The organism is Bathymodiolus azoricus thioautotrophic gill symbiont (assembly GCF_001298715.1).
GTDB lineage: Bacteria > Pseudomonadota > Gammaproteobacteria > PS1 > Pseudothioglobaceae > Thiodubiliella.
The window spans coordinates 1-7573 of the sequence record NZ_CDSC02000484.1; the positions used below are offsets into that span (position 1 = coordinate 1).

A 7573-nucleotide genomic window follows, 5' to 3' on the forward strand; every position below is an offset into this window, starting at 1 on the left:
AGGTAGTATTAAGCGTCACTGCATAGATCTCGCAGAGCAAGAAAGAGAAAGAAAAATTATAAAGATGGATTCGGAAGTGAAGAGGTGGATTGGCAGGGAATGTTTACCATCCAAGATTATAAGAAAATTATAGAACAACACTGGTCTAAAAATTTATCAGGCGACAATTTATTTAGACCTTTTCAAGATTTATTTTCTATCGATGTGGGCTTGGGGAGGTTTAATAGTAAATCAGAGAAGATAAAATGGATTTCACAGTTTAATAAATACAGAAACTTATGGGCTCATGCAGCAACCAAAGGAAAGAGCCTCAATAGAGAAGAGGTATGTTTCCTTAAAAAAATCTATGATTATTTTAAACTTAACTCATGAACAAACTGATTGTTTATGGCGATATTCATAGCTATTATGATGAGTTAGTACGATTGCGACAAAAAACAAATCCAAAAAGAATGATATGGAAGTTTTCATTACTCGTGGTAAAGACTCTATTAAAACACTTAGATATCTACGAACCAACAATATTAAATCTGTTTTGAGCAATTATGAAGACAAAATTATCCGCTATCTACAGCACCAACTGACTAACAATGTAGGCATGAAGCAAGCAAACATAGCCAAACTTACTCAACAGAAGTACAGCAAACATCTCTCGCAAGATTAAACGCAATACTGGCGAATGAAGTTATTGACCCAAACAAGCCAATGATCAAGCCACAGCGCATAAGGCCTGGCACCAAAGTGCACTCAATGATGTTTTAAGTCTTTTTTCTCCACAAGTAAGAAAATAAATAATCCAAGCGCTGCAACAATATGTTTAATTGAATGCCCACTAATAAATCCAAATAACTCAAATATTTGCCCATCAAAATGCTCAAATAATTTTGCAAAAACATAAAATAATAGCAAATACCAATAAGCTTTAGCTGATTTTCGTTTAAAATTTAGCAAAATAATTGGCGTAATCAACATTGGTAAAAACTGCACTAAAATATACCCGCGTAAATCCCCAGATCCATAACTCTCACCAACAATCCAATAAATAATAGTAAACAGGCCTAATGCCACTAATGGAATAAATAATTTTTTACCAATTTTTAAACTAATAAACTCACTAATTACAATGGAGAAAAGCGCCATAAAAACAATAACCATTGGCAATCTATCCAAAAATAATGTTTCATGTCTAACATCAAGATGAAAATAACTAGAGCCAAAAAATACCATAATGACACCAAAAAACATAGTGTAATACATATATTTTATGTTGTCACTAATATTTAACCTATTGTTTTTCAATAATATTATTGCGTAAATTCCAACCAATAAAAAAGGAAAATTAGAAATAACATTGTAAAAATTAACAACGCCAAAGATACCTCTATCATCAACAAAACTATGATATTTGACACTTTGTGGCATTGGATCTTGTAAAAACATTATGACTATTATTACAAAACTAATTAACAATATTAATTTGATTGTTAGCTTTTGAGTATTTGTCATTCACCCGCCTCCAAGTGTTGCGCAAGTTTTTTAACGCCCTTAAAATCTGCTTTACCTGCTCCTAATTTTGGCAAAACTTCTACCTTGTGGTAAGAACTAGGCAAATACAATGGGTTAATTTGTGTGGCAATTAATTTTCGTTTTAGATCCTCTTCTGTCATATCTCCAGTAAATAACAATACTATTTTTTCACCTTTTTTAACATCGGTTAAGTTGGTAGCGGCTATTTCAATTTCATCACCCAAACAAGCACTAATTTGCGCTTCACAGCTTCCTAGGCTAATCATTTCGCCGCCAATTTTTGCAAAACGAGAATATCTGTCCACAATAGTAACAAAGCCATCTTTATCAATCTTACCTTTGTCGCCAGTGATGTAATACCTGTTATTATTTATGATTTTTATTACCTCATTTGTTTGAATAGGGTCATTCAAATAGCCTTGCATTACTTGAGGTCCTGAAATTAAAATCATCCCGGCATCGCCTTGTTTTAATACTTCAAAACTACTGGGATCAGTAATAATAATGCTTGTACCTACTAATGGTTTGCCAATAGTGCCCGTTTTTTGCCCTTGTTGAATTTTCCAATATTTTGGCAATAGTGCATTTGGAATATTACTACTTGCAACAGGAGCAGTTTCTGTAGTCCCATAGCCCTCATAAATGTCTAACCCAAACTTTTGTTTAAAATCGTCAAGTATTTTATTTGGTAGTTTTTCGGCGCCAGCAACTACAAGTCTAATGCTCGCCAACATTAAAGGCTGGAGTTTTCTATTGCGCAAATATAGGCGAAAAAATGTTGCAGTGCCAAGCAAAATAGTTGCCTTATGCTCGGCTACTAATTTACCAATACCATAGCCATCTGTTGGGTCTGGGTGGTAAATAACAGGAATGCCTTCAAGTTGTGGTATCAGCGTGCAAACTGTTAATCCAAAAGAATGAAAATTTGGCAGTGTTCCCATTATTTTATCGTTTAAGCTTGGGTTGAGCATTGTTTTTACTTGTTTAACATTGGCAATTAAGTTTTTATGACTTAACATAATTCCTTTGGGATCGCCCTCACTACCACTACTAAATAAAATAACAGCAGTCTTTGTAATTTTTACTTTAGTAATAAACAATAACTTTAAGAGCCATACTGGGTAGAGTGCTGCTCGTAAAAAATAACCTATCGCTCGCAACTTGTGTGCAAATTTTTGCATATCTTCTAAGTAAATAATATTGCCATTGTTAAGCACTTCACTTAAATCAAACCCTTTGTCTTGTAATTTTTTAATAAATTTTTTGCTAGTAATAATTGTTTGTATTTCAGCTTTTTTAATAGCCAACTTCAAGGGCCGTATTCCAGTTGTGTAGTTAAGATTAACTACTGTTCTAGCCAAACAAAATAAAGACATATTACATATAGCACCAGCAACTGTTGAGGGCAGTATTACTGCTATATTATTATTGTTTCCTAATTTATTTTTTAGCCATTTGCGCATTAATAGTGTGGCGGCTAAAAATTTATTCCTGTGGAGTATGCTATTAGAGTCTGCTACATAAAAATTATTTTTCTTCTTTATTTGCTCAATCCACATACTGGCAATATCTTTTTGCTGGTTAATGTAGTTGTGCCAAACATCAACACTTAAATCAATAACAATGTTTTTTAATTGCACAGCTTTGATGCTAGTTGGCAGTTCTGCGCCAAATTTAACATAGATATTGTGGCCACTTTGTTTAATTTTATCTGCCGCATTAGAAAATTTACTTTCCCACAAGCCGTGCAAATAAAATGGCACAATGACACAATCTTTAACTTCTTTTAATATATGTTCATAACCAGCTAAAAAAGTATTCATTCCACCATTTTTAGTCAACATTCCTTCTGGAAAAAGTGCCACTGTATGACCGTCATTAAGTGCTTTTGCCACTTCTTTGAGGGAATTTTTGCTACCAGATGATGAAATGGGAATTATTTTGAAAAAATCCAAAAACCATTTAAGATACCACTTTTTGTAAATTGATTTTTCCATAACAAAGCGAATTTGTTGTGGATAAACTATTTGCAAAATTGCCCAATCAATGTAGGAAACATGGTTTCCAAGTAATAATGTGCCCTTATTTGTAGGAACATTCTCTACCCCTATAGCATTGATTTTGTAACGCAGCTTAAATGCAAAGCGCACTATGTAAATTATTAAAGATTGTGGTAATTTAATAAATGTCCAAAGCGCTCCAATAGTAGCGATAATTGCAGCAAGAAGCAATATATCACCACTATCAAATTGTAAATAAGAAAGGTATGCAGTAGCAATTAAAGCAATAAGCATAAAGATATTTTGATAAAAATTATTGGCAGCTAAAATCCTACCTAAACTAGAACCTGGTGCGCTTAACTGAATTAATGCATTAAGTGGCACCAATACAAGACCAGCACAAAGGCCGTAAATAAAAAATACCACAGCAATAATATTAACATTTTGCAAAGTAGGAATAATAAATAAAGTTATTGCAACACCAAGACTCCCTAAAGGCACAATACCTAATTCAATATAGTTTTTAGAAACCTTGTTGGCAATCATTGAACCAACAACAATACCAAGACCGCCAACTGCTAATAAAGACTGGGCAATTACAGTATTTTCTACGCCAGCAGATGATTTTAAAAACGCGCCAAAGACAGCAACAACAATTTGTGAAATTGCCCAAAAAATACTCAGCCCAATGATACTATGCCAAATAACTCTGTTGCTTTTGATTATGCTGTTATTGCACTTAAAATAACCGCCGGTTAAGTATTTTTTTATTGCAAAATTATCAGTGATTTTTTTAGCATTGGTTATTGGTAATTTAAGAGACAACAAAAACTCAAATACGCTTGAAATAATTAACACAAAGCCAATTGGGGCAACCATTTTTAGTATTTCATCCTTATTATTAACATCACCTATTAAGAGGCTTTCAAAGAAAATAGAATAAATAACAGCGCCTAATAAAATTGCAATAATGGTAATAGCCTGAGTGATGGAATTGGCCTTAACAACATTACCAGTACCAAACATTTCCTTAATTAGCCCGTATTTGGCCGGGGAATAAAAAGCGCTTTGGGCAGCGAGCAACAATGTGGCAACAAATGCCATCTCAAAATAGCCTAAATAATAGCTCAATGTGATTAAAGAGGTAATAATAATAGCAATAAATGAGGAAACTCGCACTATCTTAGTTTTACAATATTTGTCACTAATAAAACCTGATGGCGAAAACAAAAATACAAAAGGTAATAAAATTAAGGCATTAATAATGGCAGTTAAAACCATTAATTCTGTACCATCATAGGTTTTAAAAACAGTATTTTGTAAAACAATCTTGTGCCCTAAATCAACAAAAGCATTAAGAAATACGATTAAAAAGTAAGTTAAAAAGCCACTAATTCTATAAAGGTTTTTCACAGTTTACCTCCATTATGAATGCGTTTATTTTCTAATAAAGTGTGATGACTAAAAATATAAGGCTTGACCTTTAGCACTATGTCAAAAATTATTTGGTGGGTATTGCTGCTTTTGTGTTGCTCTTGTAATATTTCTACACCAATTTGATTCTCAAGTTTTGCCAATTCTTTAGCGCTTTTAACATAATGCTTTAGCAATTCTAGCGCTTGTTCGCTTTTTATGAGAATATCAATTATTTCAATATCTTTTTGAGAATAAAAATCATCAACTCTGATTAGTTGTAATGTTTGCAATTCTTGTAATTCTTGTAAGGAAATTTTACTTTTTTGCAAAACCTCTTTAATAGAAAACTCTTTATTACCCACTGAAACAACCTCTAGCGAATTAATAATCATATCGATACTATCATCAAAATCAATAGTGCTGTCGGTGAGAATTTCTTTGATTTGGCTAATAGAATAATAAAGAGAGTTTTGCAAATAACGAATAAACTTAATAATCTCTAGGCATTTTTCATCATACAAAGCAACATTGGGCTTGGGTCTTTGTGGTTGGGGTAACAAACCATCATTTAAATAATAAATAAGTGTCGATTTACTTTCTCCGCTTAACTTTACCAGTGCATTCATTTTTAGCATAATATTTACTTTTTTAAGAAATTATCAGCATTATACTGATAAAACAAAAAATGTAAAGTGTCACCTTTCACTTTTATCAAATAAAACTGAAATTAAAAGCCAAGGGATAGAGACCCTTGCAGTGCGTAGCCTCCCTTGCGGGGAAATAGGGGCGATTGGAAAAATCCAATTTTTGCCCAATTGGCGCTTTCTTTAAACCTTATCCTGGGTGACACTCCACCCAGTGTAAAATGCGGTCGTTCGTTGTTATAAATCCAAAGCCACTAAGCGGTTAATCTTGCGCCCGCTCAATTGATTCAAATAAATGTAGCTAGGCGTCAATACGAGCTGTGCGTATAGCAAAAAACTAAGTGCTGCAATTTTTCAAAACAGTAGCAGGAGCAAACTTTCTAAATCACGCCCTGTATATTTAACGGTCTTCGTAGCGTAAAATAGTCAATTTTTTTACAATTAAAAACAATGTTATTAATAAGTGAAGTGATGATTGCGAATCCAGAGATAGAATCTTTTGAGGATTTGGTTGTGGTGTTGAAGAGCATAGCTCGAGAGTCGGATGAGCGGTTTTTTCAGATGGATGTGAAGCCTGATTATGGCGATACGCCTGAAAATTGGGAAGATCGTTTAGAGGCGGCTTTTTACTAGGAGGTAACGGATGGGCTTTAAATATTTAAATAAAGAGCAAGATATTTTTGATGGCGATGATGGGGAAGATGTTTATGCTAACGAAGAGCAGTTACAAGCACGCTTAGAATATTTTGAAGATCAACTGGCTGGACTAAGTGAAGGCGCGCCAATCGAAGAAAGAATTACAAGTCTATTAGAGATTGGTCGCATTCAAGTTGAGCGCTATAAGGGTGCAGATGCTTGGGAAAAGGCCTTTACTGCCTTTAATCTTGCACAGCAAGATGAATTGTGGGAGTTGGCGGTTGAAGCGTGTGATGTGATGTTTTTATCCGAAGGCCCTGATGCCTTAGTGGCGCTAGGACATGCACTGTGGTTAGGTGTAACATTCCCAATTGACCCAGAGATTACCGTGGCAATGTTGCAACATTTGGTGGAAGAATCTCCCGAAGAGGCAGACACACGAGCAGTAGCTGCAGCTGCGGCGCATTATATTACTTCAGTGCGATGTGGCGCAGATGATGAATTGACTTTTTTTACTTCGCAAATGTTAGCAAGCGTTGCAGACAAGCATTCACACATAACAGACCAATCAACTTTTGACTTATGGCGCAAAACATTAAAGTTGGACGAGCCAGAAGTATTTTTAAAAAAACTCTCAGGGGCAGTTGACCAATTGGTTGATGACAAATGGTGGATTGATAGAGATAAAATTAAAGCCAAATTAGACAATGAAACTTGATGTGTCCAAAAATTAAAATTTGTGGATTTACCCAAGCTGATAATGCACGAGAGGCCTCACTTCTTGGTATAGACGCTGTTGGCCTAGTGTTTTATGACAAATCACCACGCTATGTTGAGGTAGAGGCTGCTTTGGAAATTGTCAACGCCTTACCGCCATTTATTAATCGCGTGGGTTTGTTTGTGAATGCAGATTCTAGTTTTATTGACGAAGTGTTATGCGAAGTGCCTCTTGATACTTTGCAATTCCACGGCGATGAGGCACCTATAGAGTGTAGCCAATACGCCATGCCGTTTATTAAGGCTCTGCGCGTTCATCAAAACACCGACCTTATCAAAATGGCGGATGATTATCGCCTATCTTGTGGCTTGTTGTTAGATGCCTTTAATGAAAACACTTATGGTGGCACAGGCGAGGCATTTGACTGGAGCTTGGCAAAAGTAGCACTTGATCTGCCGATTATCTTGGCAGGTGGTTTAAATTCAGATACCGTTGCTGACGCTGTTAAACAAATTAATCCTTATGCGCTAGATATCTCCAGCGGTGTGGAAAGTGCAAAAGGCGTCAAAGATATTGATAAAATAAAACAATTTATTGCCAATATCAAATAATTATCTTATTTCTCTTTATGG

8 protein-coding genes are annotated in these 7573 nt (G+C 34.8%); 5 read left to right on the forward strand and 3 right to left on the reverse strand.

What is annotated here, in order from left to right:
- Positions 1 to 84 precede the first annotated feature (84 nt).
- Positions 85 to 372, forward strand: a complete 288-nt coding sequence (locus tag BAZSYMA_RS09155; protein WP_143243192.1) for a hypothetical protein — start codon at positions 85 to 87, stop codon at positions 370 to 372.
- A gap of 85 nt (positions 373 to 457) precedes the next feature.
- Positions 458 to 664: a hypothetical protein gene (locus BAZSYMA_RS09160; RefSeq protein WP_090718352.1), complete on the forward strand. Its 207-nt coding sequence runs from the start codon at positions 458 to 460 to the stop codon at positions 662 to 664.
- A gap of 83 nt (positions 665 to 747) precedes the next feature.
- Here BAZSYMA_RS09160 and BAZSYMA_RS09165 read toward each other — a convergent pair whose 3' ends face one another.
- The 3 genes from BAZSYMA_RS09165 to BAZSYMA_RS09175 are packed head-to-tail and all read right to left on the reverse strand — an operon-like array spanning position 748 to position 5578.
- Positions 748 to 1506 (reverse strand): ceramidase domain-containing protein, encoded by a 759-nt coding sequence (locus BAZSYMA_RS09165; protein ID WP_090718355.1) that lies wholly within the window; start codon positions 1504 to 1506, stop codon positions 748 to 750.
- The gene (locus BAZSYMA_RS09170) at positions 1503 to 4940 is read right to left on the reverse strand and encodes an acyl-[ACP]--phospholipid O-acyltransferase (RefSeq protein ID WP_090718358.1); all 3438 of its coding nucleotides are present in this window, start codon (positions 4938 to 4940) and stop codon (positions 1503 to 1505) included. The genes BAZSYMA_RS09165 and BAZSYMA_RS09170 overlap by 4 nt, the downstream gene beginning before the upstream one ends.
- The gene (locus tag BAZSYMA_RS09175; protein WP_090718361.1) at positions 4937 to 5578 is read right to left on the reverse strand and encodes a MerR family transcriptional regulator; all 642 of its coding nucleotides are present in this window, start codon (positions 5576 to 5578) and stop codon (positions 4937 to 4939) included. Before BAZSYMA_RS09175 ends, BAZSYMA_RS09170 begins: the two co-directional genes overlap by 4 nt.
- 459 nt (positions 5579 to 6037) lie before the next feature.
- On the opposite strand from BAZSYMA_RS09175, the gene BAZSYMA_RS09180 reads away from it, so the two are divergent.
- Genes BAZSYMA_RS09180 through BAZSYMA_RS09190 form a run of 3 tightly spaced genes read left to right on the forward strand, consistent with a single transcriptional unit; the run spans position 6038 to position 7552 of the window.
- Complete coding sequence (locus tag BAZSYMA_RS09180; RefSeq protein WP_090718364.1) at positions 6038 to 6220, forward strand: sulfur relay protein DsrC; 183 nt, start codon at positions 6038 to 6040, stop codon at positions 6218 to 6220.
- Between the two features lie 10 nt (positions 6221 to 6230).
- Positions 6231 to 6941 (forward strand): hypothetical protein, encoded by a 711-nt coding sequence (locus tag BAZSYMA_RS09185; protein ID WP_090718367.1) that lies wholly within the window; start codon positions 6231 to 6233, stop codon positions 6939 to 6941.
- Positions 6941 to 7552 (forward strand): phosphoribosylanthranilate isomerase, encoded by a 612-nt coding sequence (locus tag BAZSYMA_RS09190; protein ID WP_090718371.1) that lies wholly within the window; start codon positions 6941 to 6943, stop codon positions 7550 to 7552. Before BAZSYMA_RS09185 ends, BAZSYMA_RS09190 begins: the two co-directional genes overlap by 1 nt.
- Positions 7553 to 7573 lie beyond the last annotated feature (21 nt).